The 14634-nt window shown below is 67.0% G+C and carries 15 protein-coding genes; 8 read left to right on the top strand and 7 right to left on the bottom strand.

The genetic code is table 11. The annotated features are described in order from the left end of the window. Nucleotides 1-26: 26 nt before the first annotated feature. Genes ACTXG9_RS06260 through ACTXG9_RS06250 form a run of 3 tightly spaced genes read right to left on the bottom strand, consistent with a single transcriptional unit; the run spans nucleotide 27 to nucleotide 3036 of the window. The gene (locus ACTXG9_RS06260) at nucleotides 27-1139 is read right to left on the bottom strand and encodes an ABC transporter permease (protein WP_111097896.1); all 1113 of its coding nucleotides are present in this window, start codon (nucleotides 1137-1139) and stop codon (nucleotides 27-29) included. Then, nucleotides 1136-2059 (bottom strand): ABC transporter ATP-binding protein, encoded by a 924-nt coding sequence (locus ACTXG9_RS06255; protein WP_111097895.1) that lies wholly within the window; start codon nucleotides 2057-2059, stop codon nucleotides 1136-1138. The genes ACTXG9_RS06260 and ACTXG9_RS06255 overlap by 4 nt, the downstream gene beginning before the upstream one ends. Before the next feature lie 20 nt (nucleotides 2060-2079). Beyond that, on the bottom strand, nucleotides 2080-3036 hold the full coding sequence (locus tag ACTXG9_RS06250; protein ID WP_021203568.1) for an HlyD family secretion protein: 957 nt from the start codon (nucleotides 3034-3036) through the stop codon (nucleotides 2080-2082). A gap of 441 nt (nucleotides 3037-3477) precedes the next feature. On the opposite strand from ACTXG9_RS06250, the gene ACTXG9_RS06245 reads away from it, so the two are divergent. The 8 genes from ACTXG9_RS06245 (at nucleotide 3478) to ACTXG9_RS06210 (ending at nucleotide 10095) form a co-directional block, all read left to right on the top strand. Further along, nucleotides 3478-4464 (top strand): PhoH family protein, encoded by a 987-nt coding sequence (locus tag ACTXG9_RS06245; RefSeq protein WP_019659038.1) that lies wholly within the window; start codon nucleotides 3478-3480, stop codon nucleotides 4462-4464. Then, the gene (gene ybeY / locus ACTXG9_RS06240; RefSeq protein ID WP_019659039.1) at nucleotides 4461-4946 is read left to right on the top strand and encodes an rRNA maturation RNase YbeY; all 486 of its coding nucleotides are present in this window, start codon (nucleotides 4461-4463) and stop codon (nucleotides 4944-4946) included. Before ACTXG9_RS06245 ends, ybeY begins: the two co-directional genes overlap by 4 nt. Nucleotides 4947-4993: 47 nt before the next feature. After that, nucleotides 4994-5599, top strand: coding sequence for a hypothetical protein (locus ACTXG9_RS06235; protein WP_019659040.1), 606 nt, complete (start codon nucleotides 4994-4996; stop codon nucleotides 5597-5599). Between the two features lie 78 nt (nucleotides 5600-5677). Continuing rightward, nucleotides 5678-6286, top strand: a complete 609-nt coding sequence (locus ACTXG9_RS06230; RefSeq protein WP_207049571.1) for a hypothetical protein — start codon at nucleotides 5678-5680, stop codon at nucleotides 6284-6286. After that, on the top strand, nucleotides 6286-6873 hold the full coding sequence (locus tag ACTXG9_RS06225; RefSeq protein ID WP_021203565.1) for a hypothetical protein: 588 nt from the start codon (nucleotides 6286-6288) through the stop codon (nucleotides 6871-6873). Before ACTXG9_RS06230 ends, ACTXG9_RS06225 begins: the two co-directional genes overlap by 1 nt. A gap of 64 nt (nucleotides 6874-6937) precedes the next feature. Next, nucleotides 6938-7819: an HlyC/CorC family transporter gene (locus ACTXG9_RS06220; protein ID WP_019659043.1), complete on the top strand. Its 882-nt coding sequence runs from the start codon at nucleotides 6938-6940 to the stop codon at nucleotides 7817-7819. Then, nucleotides 7816-9066: a lipoprotein N-acyltransferase Lnb domain-containing protein gene (locus ACTXG9_RS06215; protein ID WP_021203564.1), complete on the top strand. Its 1251-nt coding sequence runs from the start codon at nucleotides 7816-7818 to the stop codon at nucleotides 9064-9066. Before ACTXG9_RS06220 ends, ACTXG9_RS06215 begins: the two co-directional genes overlap by 4 nt. Before the next feature lie 6 nt (nucleotides 9067-9072). Beyond that, nucleotides 9073-10095: a magnesium and cobalt transport protein CorA gene (locus tag ACTXG9_RS06210; RefSeq protein ID WP_019659045.1), complete on the top strand. Its 1023-nt coding sequence runs from the start codon at nucleotides 9073-9075 to the stop codon at nucleotides 10093-10095. A gap of 167 nt (nucleotides 10096-10262) precedes the next feature. On the opposite strand, the gene ACTXG9_RS06205 is transcribed toward ACTXG9_RS06210, so the two are convergent. From ACTXG9_RS06205 to ACTXG9_RS06190, 4 genes are all read right to left on the bottom strand, one after another. After that, nucleotides 10263-11627 (bottom strand): NAD-dependent succinate-semialdehyde dehydrogenase, encoded by a 1365-nt coding sequence (locus tag ACTXG9_RS06205; protein ID WP_188250427.1) that lies wholly within the window; start codon nucleotides 11625-11627, stop codon nucleotides 10263-10265. 83 nt (nucleotides 11628-11710) lie between these two features. Further along, nucleotides 11711-12553 carry an ABC transporter permease subunit gene (locus ACTXG9_RS06200; protein WP_021203562.1) on the bottom strand — a complete coding sequence of 281 codons (843 nt, stop codon included), beginning with the start codon at nucleotides 12551-12553 and terminating at the stop codon, nucleotides 11711-11713. Next, nucleotides 12550-13482 (bottom strand): ABC transporter permease subunit, encoded by a 933-nt coding sequence (locus tag ACTXG9_RS06195; RefSeq protein WP_111097890.1) that lies wholly within the window; start codon nucleotides 13480-13482, stop codon nucleotides 12550-12552. The genes ACTXG9_RS06200 and ACTXG9_RS06195 overlap by 4 nt, the downstream gene beginning before the upstream one ends. Further along, entirely contained in the window at nucleotides 13479-14615 is a 1137-nt protein-coding gene (locus ACTXG9_RS06190; RefSeq protein WP_010486163.1) for an ABC transporter ATP-binding protein, read from the bottom strand. The genes ACTXG9_RS06195 and ACTXG9_RS06190 overlap by 4 nt, the downstream gene beginning before the upstream one ends. Nucleotides 14616-14634: the final 19 nt, after the last annotated feature.

Here is a 14634-nt window from a genome sequence, read left to right as displayed (position 1 = left end):
CGGCCGGCACTACCGAATGACGGGCCTCAATCCAGGCGCTTGCGGAAACGCAGGATCGCCAGCGTCATCATCACCACGATGAAGGCCAGCAGCGCCAGCGCGTCGTGCCACAGCTCCCATAGGGAGGCGCCGCGCAGCATGATGCCGCGCACCAGGCGCAGGAAGTGGGTCAGCGGCAGCACCTCGGCCAGCCACTGCACCGGCCGCGGCATGCCGGCGAACGGGAACATGAAACCCGACAGCAGGATCGACGGCAGGAACAGGAACAGCGTCATCTGCATCGCCTGGAACTGCGAACGCGCGCGCGTGGAGATCAGCAGGCCCAGCGCCAGGTTGGCCAGCACCAGCAGCACCGCGGCCAGATAGATGTCCAGCAGGCTGCCGCGGATCGGCACTTGGAACAGCCAGGTACCCAGCGCCAGCACCAGGGTGGTCTGCAGCAGGCCGATCGCTGCATAGGGCAGCACCTTGCCGACCATCAGTTCGCTGCGCGATACCGGCGTGGCGATCAGCAGTTCCATGTTGCCGCGCTCGCGCTCGCGCACCACCGCCACCGCCGTGAACATCACCAGGGTCATGGTCAGGATCACCCCGATCAGGCCGGGCACGATGTTCACCGCCGAGCGCCGCTGCGGGTTGTAGAAGCTGGTCACGCTGATTGGACCACCTGCGATGCTGCCTTCGCGTAGCGGCCGCGTATTGCTAGTCGGGCGCGCATCCAGTGGCACCTGCGCCAGCTGGATCGCCGCACTCTGCACCACGGTGTCGCTGCCATCGACCAGCACCTGTACCGCTTCGCGTCCATCGAAGCGGCGACGCTCGAAGTCGGCCGGCACCACGATGCCGACGCTGATCTCGCCGCGGCGCAGTGCCTGCATCAGCTGGTCCGGCGTGTAGGCCTCGCTGCGCGGCGTGATCACGCCGGTAGCGACCATGTCCTGCACCAGCGCGCGAGAGGCGGCGCTGTTGGCCTGGTCGGCGATACCCGCATCGAGGTGGCGCAGGTTGAGGTTGATCGCATACCCGAACAGCAGCAGCTGCATCACCGGAATGCCGACGATCATCGCCAGCGTGATGCGGTCGCGGCGCAGCTGCCGCAGCTCCTTGAGCACGATCGCCCACAGCCGGCGCAGGTTCATGCCGCCGGCTCCCGCCCACGGCCGCGGGTGGCGGCGACAAACACGTCTTCCAGGTTCGGCGCTACGGTTTCGATATGCGCTTGCGGGTCGGCGCTGGCCAGCGCGCGCCGCAGCACTGCGACATCCGCTACGCCCTCATTGCACAGCACGCGCAGATGGGTGCCGATCTGCGCCACGCTCAGCACGCCGGGCAGCTCGGCCAGCACGCGGCTGGCCTGGCGTGGCTGCGATGACGTGACCTGCAGCGTGCGGCCGTCCAGCTGCGCACACAGTTCGGCCGGCGTGCCATCGGCGACCAGCGCGCCACGATCAAGAATAGCCAGCCGGTGGCAGCGCTCGGCTTCGTCCATGTAGTGGGTCGAGACCAGCACGGTGGTACCGGCGTCGGCAAGTTCAAACAGGGCCTCCCAGAAGTCGCGGCGTGACTCCGGGTCGACCGCGCTGGTCGGCTCGTCCAGGAACAGCAGTTCGGGCGAATGCACCACGGCGCCGGCCAGGGCCAGGCGCTGCTTCTGCCCGCCGCTGAGCGTACCGGCCAGCTGCGGCTGCCGGTCCTGCAACCGGTACTGCTGCAGCAGCGCATCGACCCGTTGCCGGGCCTGGTTGCGCGGCAGGCCCTGGATGGCGGCGAGGAATTCCAGGTTCTCGCGTACCGATAGGTCTTCGTACAGCGAGAAGCGCTGGGTCATGTAGCCGATGCGCCGGCGCAGTGCTTCGGCCTGCTCGGGAACCGCCAGGCCCAGCACCTCGATCTGCCCCGCACTGGGTTCCAGCAGGCCGCACAGCATGCGGATGGTGGTCGACTTGCCCGACCCGTTCGGGCCCAGGAAACCATAGACCTGGCCACGGGGCACGGTCAGGTCGACCTTGTCCACGGCCAGCAGATCGCCGAAGCGGCGGGTCAGGCCCTGCGCATGCACTGCGATGTCCGCACCGGTGTTCAGAAGCGCACCTGCACCGGCAGCCCGGCCGGAAGCGTCTGCATGTCGCTGGCTTCATCCACTTCGATCTCGGCGAGGTAGCTCAGGCGCTCGACGTCATCGCCGGTCAGTGCGTAGTACGGGGTGAATGAAGGCTCGCTGCGGATCGCGCGCACATGGCCCTTCAGTACGGTGCGCCCTCCCTCCAGCTGTATCTGCGCCGGCTGGCCGACCTTGACCTGCAGGCGCAGTGGCTGCGGCAGGTAGACGCGCGCATAGGGGCGCTCGCCAACCAGCAGCACCGCCAGTGGCGCCCCGATCGGTGCCTGGTCACCCTGCCGGTACGGCAAGGCATCGATCACGCCATCGCGCGGTGCGCGCAGCTGCAGCTTCTGCAGGTTGACGCCCTGCACCACCTGCTGCGCCTGTGCGGCGTCGGCGGCCGCCTGGCCCTGGGCGATGTCCTGCGCGCGACTGCCGTGCACCCGTTCCAGCCAGGCCTGCTCGGCGGCACGCACGCTGGCCGCGGCATTGCCGGCGGCCGCCCGTGCACGGTCCAGCTCGGCGGCGGCGATCAGGCGCTGGCGTGCCAATGGTTGCACGCGCCGATAGTAGGCAGTGGCTTCAGCAGACTGCGCGCGCAACGCGGCCAGTTGTGCCTGGGCCTGTGCGATCTGTTCCTGCCGCGGGCCGAGCTTCAGCTCTTCCAGCTGGGCCTGCGCGCGCGCCGTGTCGGCCTGCGCCACCGCGAACTGCGCGTCGCCGCGGGCGGGGTCGAGCTGCATCAGCACGGCCCCGGCCTTGACCCGCTGGCCCTCGCGCACCTCCAACGTGGCGATCACCTCGGCCGCCGGCGCCGGCACCGTGATCCGGTCCCACTCCAGTGTGCCCAGCGCCGTTGGCGTTGACTGCCCACAGCCTGCCAGCAGGCCGATGGCCGCCAGCCCGAGTCCACGCATCCCGTTGCCGATGCCCATACCATCCCCTCCTGCGACGGCGACACGGTGCCAGCTGCCCCGTGCACCCTCAATGATTCCGATCAGCCCTGACGGTTTTTTCGCCACGTACGGGCGAGCCTTTTGCTGCAAGGCTCCTCTCCACCTATCCACAGCTTGATTCAGCATCATTCCACAGCTGGTGTGGAGAACCGAACGGGGGCGGCCGTACTGGGTGCCTGGCAGCGGAAGATGCGCTGCCGTCACAGGAGCCGGCCGGCTGTGACGGTTTTTTCACCACCGCCTCATACGCCTTGTGGCACAAGCACTGCGAAGGCCTATCCACAGGTTTTCGCGCCCCCCGTCCACACCGGGTGTGGAAAACCGCGTATCGGCCCGCTGCTGGCCGCATGCCCGGTACGCGCGTAACCTTGTCATCCCAAGTCCATCGCGGTGGACGGCGAACCCGCCCCACCCCAAGCAATGAAAAGCATCGATCATCGAGACTTCACCCTGTCGCCGGAAGACAACGAGCGATTGGCCAACCTGTGCGGCCCCTTCGACGGGCACCTGCGCCAGATCGAGCTGAAGCTCGGCGTGGAGATCGCAAACCGTGGCTTCGTGTTCCGCATCAGCGGGCCCAATGAAGCCATCGTGGAGGCGCAGAAGCTGGTTGAAGCGCTGTACGCCGAAGCCGGCGAGACCGTCTTTGACAACCACGCCATCCATCTGCGCCTGGCGCAGGCCAATGTCGAGCAGATCGCCGAACGCTCCTACGAAGCGCAGGAGGTCGCGATCAAGGTCAAGCGCGGTACGGTACGTGGCCGTGGCGCCAATCAGTCCCGCTACCTGCACCAGATCGCCACCCACGACATCAACTTCGGCATCGGCCCGGCCGGTACCGGCAAGACCTTCCTGGCCGTGGCCAGCGCGGTCGAAGCACTGAACGAATCGCGGGTGCAGCGCCTGATCCTGGTGCGCCCCGCGGTGGAAGCCGGCGAGAAGCTGGGCTTCCTTCCAGGCGACCTGAGCCAGAAGGTCGATCCCTACCTGCGACCGTTGTACGACGCCCTGTACGAGATGATGGGCGTGGAGAAGGTGGTCAAGCTGCTGGAGAAGAACGTCATCGAGATCGCGCCGCTGGCCTACATGCGCGGCCGCACGCTCAACGATGCATTCGTGATCCTGGACGAAGCACAGAACACCACCATCGAACAGATGAAGATGTTCCTGACCCGCCTGGGCTACGGCTCCACCGCGGTGGTCACCGGTGACCTGACCCAGACCGACCTGCCCAAGCACGTGAAATCCGGTCTGCGCGACGCCATCGATGTGCTGCGTGAAGTCGAGGGCGTCAGCTTCACCTTCTTCGAATCCCGCGACGTGGTCCGCCACCCGCTGGTCGCGCGCATCGTCAGCGCCTACGACCGCCGCGACCTGCATCAGATCCAGCCTGGAGCGACGCCATGACCCGTGGTCCCGTGCGACTGGACGTCGCCGTCAGTTATGCCCTGCCGCGTGCCGGCCTGCCGGCGGCCGTGAGCTTTCGCAAGTGGGTGGCCGCTGCGTTGAAGGGCCGCATCCGCGAGGCCGATCTGGCCATCCGCGTGGTCGATGCCAAGGAAGGCCAGTCGCTGAACCGCCATTACCGTGGCAAGGACTACGCCACCAACGTGCTCAGCTTCCCGGCCGAAGTTCCCGAAGGCCTGCCCAAGGGCGTCAAGTTTCCACTGCTCGGCGACCTGGTGATCTGCGCACCGGTGGTGGCCCGCGAAGCCGACGAACAGGGCAAGGCGCTCAACGCCCATTACGCGCACCTGACCGTGCACGGCGTGCTGCACCTGCTTGGCTGGGACCACGAGGACGACAAGGAAGCCGAGGCGATGGAACAGCTGGAGCGCGACATCCTGGCCGAGCTCGGCATCGCCGATCCCTACGCCGGAGAGCGCTGACGACCACACACACCGGGTTCATCACGGAGGACAACCCCATCGCGCTGTTGCCCGCTCTCATCGCCGCTCTTCTGCAGGTAACCACTGCCCCGGGCATCGACCCCGACCGGGAACGACCGTCGCCGTTCCCGGCCAGCGACAGCGCGGCCGACATTGCCGCCAAAGTCGCCGAGGTGCAGGCCTTCTTTGACGTCAGCCAACAGACGGCCCGCCAGGCGGTCGCCGAGGCGCAGCAGCACGCATTGATGGAACGCTTGAGGGCGCGCCACGCGGCACGCCTTGCCGGCATGTGGGTGGACAATGCGACGGGTTGGACCGTCGTCGTGCGATTGACTGGCCCAGCCTCCGAGGCGGATGAGACCCATCCAGGGGCGGACGGCCCGCAACGCGTGCGCTATATCATCGGCGCTTCAATGACCGAAGCGGAGATGCAGCGCCGTCTTCAGGCGCAGCAGGGCTGGTTCATCCCGCAGCTGCCCGGTCTGACCGGCTATGGCCTGGACGTCATGACCGGTGAACTGGAGCTGGAACTCCGGGATACCGCTGGCGCGCGCGCAACGGCGGCGACCGTGCGCGACCACCTGCAGGCGCTGCTGGGCTACCCGGTCAGGCTGCGCTGGTACCCAGCGGCATCGCAGCGCCGATCGCCCTGACCCAGCCGGGCTGCAGGTGCCGGTCCGCGCGCTGCGCAATTGTTTGCCGCCTGGCATGGCGGCACAAGGAAACCAAGGATGACCTCGGGAAACAGCTTCACGGCGATTGCAATGAGTGCGGGCCTGTTCGCAGGCCTGCTGGTGCTGGGCGCGTACACCGTGCGCCGCATCAGCGCCCGCGACCCCAGCGGCAGGCACTGGCTGCTGCGCAGCCTGGCCCTGCTCTCGCCCTTGTGCCTGCTGGCCGGGCTGGCGACCGGCATGATCGGCCCACACCTCACGGGTAGAGCAGAACCCCTCCACCTGCCCGGGCTGTGGGAAACGTCGATGGTGCTGATACTGGCCGGTGCCTTGACCCTGCCGGTGCTGTGGCGAACGCTGCTGCAGCAGCGGCTTGGCAGGCCGGTCAACGCGCTTCCGTTCTTCCATGCCAGCCGCACCTCGTTGCTGGTGCTGTTCGTGCTGGCCGTGATCTACGTGAAAGTGGCCAGGACAGCCGCATCGGAAATGTTGCCCTGGCTGACCAGCCCGGGCCTGTGGCCGGCGGTGGTGCGCATCGCGGGGCAATCGATGCAGATCACCATGCTCGCGGTCGTGCTTACCCTCTCACTGATGGTCGTGCGGCGGGCGATGACCGGTTTCCTGCGCCTTCTCAGCGGGCTGTTCAGGCGCTCTCCGGAGCTATGATGGGTGCCCTTCGCCTGCGGAAACCGCCCGTGTCACTGCGCTGCTGCCTGCCCCTGCTGTGTGCCCTTGCGGTCCCATCCGCCTTCGCTTCCAGCGTCGACCTGCCGGCCCTGATCGAATGCCGCCAGGGCGTGGCCGAGCAGGCCGCGCTGGCGCCGCTGCTGGCCGATCCGCTGAAGGCCGTGGCCCAGGGCCTGCAGCCGCTGCCGCAGGGCAACCAGTTCATGAGCGAGTTCCGGCTGGCCAGCCCGATCACCGTCTTCGGCCAACAGACCGATCGGGTGGCGGTGGCCGGCGCCAGCGTCATGGCCGTCCTCGACCAGGCCGACCCACGCCCGCTGGCCAAACGGCTGGAATTGGAGACCGGCTACGACCAGGACGGCAAGTTCATGGCCGGCCGCGAGCTGGTCAGCCGCGACGTGACCGACCCGAAGACCGGCGAGGCCCAGATCGAGTCGATCATCCTCAGCGTCTCCACCGTGGCCTCCCACCCGGGCAAGACCCTGGCCGGCTGCACCTACAGCCTGGACCTGCCCGAGGAGGAGCCGGCCGCGGCCGCCCCAGCCCCGGCCACCGGCAGTCACTGACAGGCCGTCACATCCTGCTAGACTTGGGTCAACGCCCGGCCTGCCGGGTGCCTTTTTTCCAGAGATGTCAGAAGACGACAGTAGTAGCTCCCCTGCGGAGCACAGTGAAAAGAAGCGCGGCTGGCTTGAACGCCTGACCTCCGCCTTCTCCGGCGAACCCCATACCCGCGACGAGCTGGTCGCTGTCCTGCACACCGCGCAGGAAGAAGGCCTGATCGCCGCCGATACCCTGAAGATGATGGAAGGCGCCATTTCGGTGGCCGAGCTGACCGTGGGCGACGTGATGATCTCGCGCTCGCAGATGGTCTCGCTGCCGGTTGAAGCGCCCTTCCTGGAACTGATGAAGCAGGTGGTCGAATCCGGCCATTCACGCTTCCCGGTACACGGCGAGAACAAGGACGACATCCTTGGCATCCTGCTGGCCAAGGACCTGCTGCGCGGCGTGGTCGCCGACAACGGCCCGGCCAACGTACGCGAGCTGCTGCGCCCGGCAGTGCTGATTCCGGAGGCGAAGAAGCTCAACGTGCTGCTGAAGGAGTTCCGCCTGTCGCGCAACCACATGGCCATCGTGGTCGACGAGTACGGCGGTGTCGCCGGCCTGGTCACCATCGAGGACGTGCTGGAACAGATCGTCGGCGAGATCGACGACGAGCATGACGAGGCCGAGGACCCGTCGGCGCAGATCGCCATCCAGTCCGACGGACAGTACGTGGTCGACGCGCTGACCCCGATCGGCGACTTCAACGAGCGTTTCGGCGCAATGTTCTCCGACGAGGATTACGACACGATCGGTGGCTTGGTCACCGAGGCCGTGGGCCATCTGCCGGAAGTCGGCGATGAGCTGGCACTGGACCGCTTCATGTTCCGCGTGGCCCGCGCCGATGCGCGCCGGGTACAGGCCTTCCACGTGACCGTGCTGCCGCCGGACGCGCAGGACGACGCTTGAAGCGCCGCGGCCTGATCCTCATGGTGTGGCTGACACTCTACGTGTTGGCCATGGCCCTGCCGCTGGCCGCCTTCGCGCAGCCGGCGCCGGCCACACCTGCCGTGCCCGCGGCCAGCGCTGAAGCCCCTGCTCCGCGCATCGGCGTGGTGACCATGCAGCCGGGCACGGTGTTCTTCGAACGCTTCGGCCATGACGCCATCGTGGTGGTCGATCCGCTCAGCGGCGACGCAACCTCGTACAACTTCGGCTACTTCGACCCCTCCGAGGACGATTTCATCAGCCGCTTCGCACGTGGCGACATGATGTATTACCTGGTGGCGCTGCCGCTGCAGCAGGACCTGTCGTACTACGACGAGACCGGCCGCGGTGCCAGCGTGCAATGGCTGGACCTGCGCCCGGACCAGGCGCGTGCGCTGGCCGCTGACCTGGCCGAGCGGGCCAAGCCGGAAAACGCGCGCTACCACTACGACTATTACACCGCCAATTGCGCCACGATGGTGCGCGACACCCTCGACAAGGCGTTGGGTGGTGGCCTGCAGTCGCAGCTGTCGGGGCGCTCGCGTGGCAACACCTATCGCAGTGAATCGGTCCGTCTGGCCTCGCCGGCACCCTGGATGTGGCTGGGCTTCGATGTGGGCCTGGGGCCGTTCGCCGACCAGCCGCTGTCGCGCTGGCAGGAAGCGTTCGTCCCGATGCGCCTGGCCGATGCCCTGCGCCAGGCACGCAACAGCGATGGCCGGCCGCTGGTGCAGTCCGAACAGGAACTGTTGCCGCACCGCATCGATCCGGAGCCGAAGGAGTTCGCACGCCGCTGGTGGCCGTGGCTGCTGTGCGGCCTGGTGATCGCCGCTGGCGTGCTGGCGCTGCGCAACCGCCCGCGCCTGCTGGCCGGGCTGGCACTGCCGTTCTGGCTGCTGTGCGCTCTGTTGGGTGGCGTGCTGGTGTTCCTGTGGGGCTTCAGCATCCACTACGCCGCGTGGGCAAACCGCAACCTGCTGCTGCTTTCGCCGCTGGCCGTGCTGCTGCTGCCCGGTGCGATCGCGCTGCTGCGCCGGCGCCTGCCGGGACGCATGTTCAGCATCATGTTGTGGCTGCTGGCGGTACAGGCGGTGGCCGCACTGGTGCTGCACTGGCTGAGCCTGCAGGCCCAGTACAACGTGCAGTGGATCGTGCTGCTGCTGCCGGTGCACGCGGCCCTGGCGTGGGTGCTGGGGCGCCGTCCTCACTTGTCCGAAACACGGCCCTGACGCACGATGGCGGGCATGTCATTGCCCGCCTCCGCTTCCGCCCCGGCTTCGGCCAACCCTACCTGCGTCATCAACTGCGTCCACTACGATGACGAGGGCAAACGCCACGACATCAGCCTGGACGCCATCAGCGATGTCATCGCCAGTGGCAATGGCTTCGTGTGGGTCGGCCTGTACGATCCCAACGACGATGTGCTGCTGAAACTGCAGGAAGAATTCTGCCTGCACGACCTGGCCATCGAAGACGCGCGCAACGCACACCAGCGGCCCAAGGTCGAGACCTACGGCAATTCGCTGTTCGTGGTGGTGACCACCGCGCAGATGGTCGACGAGCGCATCCAGTATGGCGAAACCCATGCCTTCCTCGGCCCGCGCTTCCTGGTGACGGTGCGCCACGGCGCCTCGCTGTCCTACGCGCCAGTGCGCGCACGCGTCGAGCGCGAGCCGCAGCTGCTGAAAATGGGCCCGTCGTACTGCCTGTATGCGGTGACCGACTTCGTGGTCGACAACTACCTGCCGATCGTGCACCGCTTCCGCGATACCCTGGACCTGCTGGAGAAGGACATCTTCGCCGAGAATTACAAGCGCAGCACCGTGGTGCGCCTGTACGAGCTCAAGCGCGAACTGAACAAGATGCGCATGGCAGTGGCGCCACTGCAGGACGTGCTTGCGCAGCTGCGCCGCTACCAGGGCGAACTGATCCCGGACGAAGTGAAGCTGTACGTGCGTGACGTGCATGACCATGCGGTGCGCATCAGCGATGTGATCGACACCCTGCGTGAGATGCTGGGCACCGCGCTGAGCGTGAACCTTTCGCTGGTGACACTGGCGCAGGGCGAGACGGTCAAGCGGCTGGGTGCGTGGGCCGCACTCTTGGCGGCGCCGACGCTGATCACCAGCTGGTACGGCATGAACTTCAGCCACATGCCGGAGCTGAGCCAACCGTGGGCCTACCCACTGATGATCGTTGGCGTGGGCGGCGTCTGCGTAGGGCTGTACCGGCTGTTCAAGCGCGCGAAGTGGTTGTAGCGCGTATCGACCAACGGTCGATACCCACCATGCACGGGGGGCGTCGATACCCCGCAATCCGGTAGGCCCCGACCGTTGGTGGTGGCACATGACCCGCTTCTGGTAGTGCCGGCCGCTGGCCGGCAATCAGGGCAATGCGGGCCAGCGACCGGCACTACCGCTCAGGATCAAGCCACGTAGACGGTCTTGATGTTCATGAACTCATGGATGCCATGGTCAGCCAGCTCCCGACCAAAGCCTGACTGCTTGCTGCCGCCGAACGGCAGCCGCGCGTCGCTCTTGACGATGGCGTTGACGAACGCCGCACCGCATTCCATGCGCTGCGCGAAGCGCTCGCCGCGTACCGGATCGCCGGTCCACACGCTGCCGCCCAGGCCGAAGCGGGTGTCGTTGGCCACGCGCAGTGCCTCGGCCTCATCCTTGACCCGGATCACCGCAGCCACCGGCCCGAACAGCTCCTCGTCATACGCCGGCATGCCCGGGCCGACCTGGTCGAGCACCGTGGCCGGATAGCCGGCATGGGTGCCGGCTATCGGCTCACCACCGATCAGCACCTGCGCGCCCTTGGCCACGCTGGCCTGCACCTGCTTGTGCAGTTCGTCACGCAGGTCGGCGCGAGCCATCGGTGCCAGCGTGGTGCCAGGCTTATCGGGATCGCCGTACTGGCGCTCGCCCGCCGCCTCCACAAAGCGACGGGTGAACTCATCGGCCACCGCCTCGACCACGATGAAGCGCTTGGCCGCGATGCAGGTCTGGCCGCTGTTGTCGAAGCGCGACTTCACCGCTGCGGCCACGGTCTTGTCGAGGTCGGCATCGTCGAGCACCACGAAGGCATCGCTGCCACCCAGCTCCATCACCGACTTCTTCAGCTGGCTGCCGGCATTGGAGGCGATCGAGCGCCCTGCCCGCTCGCTGCCGGTCAGCGTCACCGCCTTCACCCGTGCGTCGCGCAGCACGTCGGCGGCCTGGTCGTTGTCGATGTGCAGCACGTCGAACACCCCATCAGGCAGGCCGCCGTCACGGCACACCGCCAGGATCAGGTCGGCGCACTGCGGCACGTTGCTGGCGTGCTTGAGCAGGGCGACGTTGCCAGCCATGAACGCCGGGGCGAGGAAACGGAACACCTGCCAGATCGGGAAATTCCACGGCATCACCGCGAACACGCAGCCGATCGGCTCGTAGCGCACGTAGCTGCGCTGGGCTTCGGTATCGATCAGCTGCGGCTTGAGGTAGTCGGCCGCGTGGTCGGCGTAGTACTCGCAGGCCGCCGCGCACTTGTCGACCTCGGCCAGCGCCTCGGCCTTGAGCTTGCCCATCTCGTGGGTCATCGCCTGCTGCAGGTCGTCGCGGCGCGTGCGCAGCTGAGCCGCGATCTGGCGCAGGATCGCGCCGCGTTCCTGCAGTGAACGCTCGGCCCAGCCGGGGAAGGCATCGGCGGCGGCCTGCAGGCGCTGCTCGATGTCGGCAGCGCCCATCAGTTCATGGCGGTAGGTCACCTGGCCGGTGGCCGGGTCGACGATCTCGACGGTCATGGGGGATCTCCATCTGGAAGACCCCCATTGTGCGCCGCCGGCCGTGAGCCGGGTGTTGCCGGCACAGTGGACGGATCGTGTACTCAGCCGTTGTCCTGCCGCGCCAGCTGCAGGTCGCGCTGGCGCCGCTTCTCGGCGCGGGCATTGATGTACCAGCCGATCACCGCGGCGATCGATACCGCCGACACCAGCAGCGTGGCCAGTGCATTGATCTTCGGGCTGATGCCCATGCGCACCGACGCGAACACCTTCATCGGCAGCGTGGTCGAGCCCGGCGTGGCGACGAAGCTGGCCACCACCACGTCATCCAGCGACAGGGTGAACGCCAGCAGCCAACCCGCCACCAGCGCCGGCGCGATGATCGGCAGGGTGATGCGGGTGAACACGGTCAACCGGCTGGCGCCCAGGTCCATCGCCGCTTCTTCCAGCGACAGATCCATTTCCTGCAGGCGCGAAGACACCACCACGGTGACGAAGCACAGGGTGAAGGTGACGTGGGCGATCCAGATGGTGGCCAGGCCGCGCGCCGGGAAGCCGGGAATCGCGCCCATCGAGGCCAGCAGCGCCATCAGCGAGAAGCCCAGGATCACATCCGGCATCACCAGCGGCGCGGTGACCAGCGCACCGAACAGCGGCTTGCCACGGAAGCGCTTGAAGCGGGTCATCACCATCGCCGCCAGCGTACCCAGCACAGTAGCGGTACACGCAGTCCAGAACGCCACCACCAGGCTGGTCCACATCGCCTCCATCAGCGCGCGGTCGGCGAACAGGTCGCTGTAGGCGCGGGTGGAGAACCCGGCCCAGACCATCGCCAGCCGCGAGCTGTTGAACGAATAGAACATCAACAGCAGAATCGGCAGGTACAGGAAGGCGAAGCCCAGCAGCAGCACGCCCAGCCCCAGGCCCTTGGCGGTACGCGGGCTCATGCCTGCTTCCCTTCCAGCAGGCGCTGCTGGGAACGGTTGAACAGCAGGATCGGCACCAGCAGCAACAGGATCATCGCCACCGCCATCGCCGACGCGCCCGGCCAGTTGCGGTTGTTGAAGAACTCGTTCCACAGCTGGCGGCCGACCATCAGTGTCTCCGAACCACCGAGCATTTCCGGGATCACGAATTCACCCACCGCCGGGATCATCACCAGCATGCAGCCGGCGATGATGCCCGCCTTCGACAACGGCAGGGTGATGCGCAGGAACGCCTGCCACGGCTTGGCACCGAGGTCGTAGGCCGCTTCCAGCAGGCGGTGGTCATGCTTGACCAGATTGGCGTACAGCGGCAGCACCATGAACGGCAGATAGCAGTAGACGATGCCGATGTAGGCGGCGGTCGGGGTGTCGATCAGCTGCAGTTTCGGCAGGCCCATCGACGTCATCAGCGCCTGCAGGCCGGTGAACTGCAGGAACTGGTCGAGCAGGCCGTTGCGGTCCAGGATCGCCTTCCACGCATACACGCGGATCAGGAACGAGGTCCACGACGGCAGCACCACCAGCATCATCGCCACGTTGCGAGCGGCGGGCGACAGGCGCGCGATGGCATAGGCCATCGGATAGCCGATCAGCAGGGTGAAGAAGGTGGAGATCGCCGCGATCCTGATCGAGCTCAGGAACGCCTGGGCATAGATCGAATCGCGGAACAGCGCCAGGTAGTTTTCCAGGTTCAGCTTCAGCGAGAAACCGCCGTCGGCGTACTGCAGCAGCCAGGTATACGGCGGCGAGCCGACCCGGCTGAGCGAGAAGCTGATCATCAGCACGATCAGGAACGGCACTGCGAAGAACAGCAGCAGCCACAGGTACGGAATGCCGATCACCGTGGCACGCAGCCCCGGCAGCCAGCGCTTCAGGCCGGCGACGCTCATGAGGTCAGCACCACGCCGTCGTTGTCGCGCCAGTGCACCCACACGCTGTCGCCCCAGGTCAGGCCATCGCTGGCCCAGCGCTGCGAGTTGGCGAAGTTGGCCAGTACCTTGGCGCCGCTGGGCAGGCGCACGTGGTAGACCGAATGGCTGCCGAAGTAGGCGATGTCCTCGATCACACCCTGGGCCTTGTTGGTGTGCCCTTCCGGCTCGTCCTTGCCGATCATCACCTTCTCCGGGCGCAGCGCGAACGCGACCGGCTGCCCTTCATAGCCGGTGATGCCATGGGCGATGTAGATCGGCGCCGGGAACAGCGGCGAGCGCACGGTGACGTACTCGGGCAGGTCCTCGTCGATCACCCCGTCGAACAGGTTGACCGAACCGATGAACTCGGCGACAAAGCGGTTGGCCGGCTGCTCGTAGACCTCGTCCGGCTTGCCGACCTGCTGGATCCAACCGGCATCCATCACCGCGATGCGGGTGGCCATGGTCATCGCTTCTTCCTGGTCGTGGGTGACCATCACGCAGGTCACCCCCGACGATTCGATGATGCTGACCAGTTCCAGCTGCATCTGCGAGCGCAGCTTCTTGTCCAGCGCGCCCATCGGCTCGTCCAGCAGCAGCAGCTTCGGCCCCTTGGCCAGCGACCGCGCCAGCGCCACGCGTTGCTGCTGGCCGCCGGAGAGCTGGTGCGGCTTGCGCTTGCCCAGGTGGCCCATCTGCACCAGGTCGAGCATCTCGCCGACGCGCTTGCTGATCGCGTCCTTGCCCAGGCCATCCTGTTTCAGGCCGAAGGCGATGTTCTGCTCGACCGTCATGTGCGGGAACAGGGCGTAGGACTGGAACATCATGTTGACCGGCCGCTGGTACGGCGGCAGCGCGTCCAGGCGCTGGCCATCGAGGGTGATGCTGCCCTTGGTGGGCGTCTCGAAGCCGCCCAGACAGCGCAGCAGGGTCGATTTACCACTGCCGGAGCCACCGAGCAGGGCAAAGATCTCGCCCTTGCGCACGTCCAGGTTGACGTCGTCGACGGCGACGAATCCGTCGAATTCCTTGCGCAGATCACGAATGGAGAGATAGCCGGGCGCACCGGTCGTGTCGACGACGGCGGCTACCGGCTGGGCTTCAACGGGCATGGGGGCTCCGGGAGCGGGC

This window comes from Stenotrophomonas maltophilia group sp. LNF247, from assembly GCF_054083135.1.
The sequence above is the reverse complement of the archived record's forward strand: the minus strand, read 5'-3'. Positions and strand labels throughout refer to the sequence as shown.